Annotated in this window: 1 protein-coding gene; it reads left to right on the top strand. The window is 70.1% G+C overall.

Annotation, left to right across the window (positions count from 1 at the left end):
* On the top strand, positions 1 to 428 hold a 428-nt coding region (locus AC1DSF_RS30955; protein WP_478184135.1), incomplete at both ends, for a phytanoyl-CoA dioxygenase family protein.

The following is a 428-nucleotide window of genomic DNA, read 5'->3' as shown; positions in this document are numbered from 1 at the left end:
GTGCTCTACCGGATCCACAACCTCGACAAGCAGCCCGCACCGCGCGCCGCCGAGTTGTTCTCCGCGGGACCGCTGCACGATCTCGCCTCACGGTTGCTGGGGCGACCCGCCCGGGCACGCGTGTGTGCTCTCATCGTGAAGGGCGCCTTCCACGCCGCGGCGGTGCCCTGGCACCGTGATCGCGTCGATACGCCGCCGGGAACCGCCTGCAACCTCAGTGTCTTCTTGGATGCTTCCGAGCTTGACAACGGGTGCCTGGAATTCGCCCCAGGCTCCCATCGGCTGCCGGACTCCGCGGTGGTCGACGACATCCGTCGTACCGGTCCGGTCGTCGCGGTGTGCGCGGGAGCCGGTGATGTCGTGGCCCACGACGTCCGCGTCGCGCACTCCTCGCGCCCGAACCGGTCCGCGCGTCCTCGCCGCAGCAT

This window comes from Variovorax sp. 01N429, from assembly GCF_056399425.1.
The sequence above is the reverse complement of the archived record's forward strand: the minus strand, read 5'-3'. Positions and strand labels throughout refer to the sequence as shown.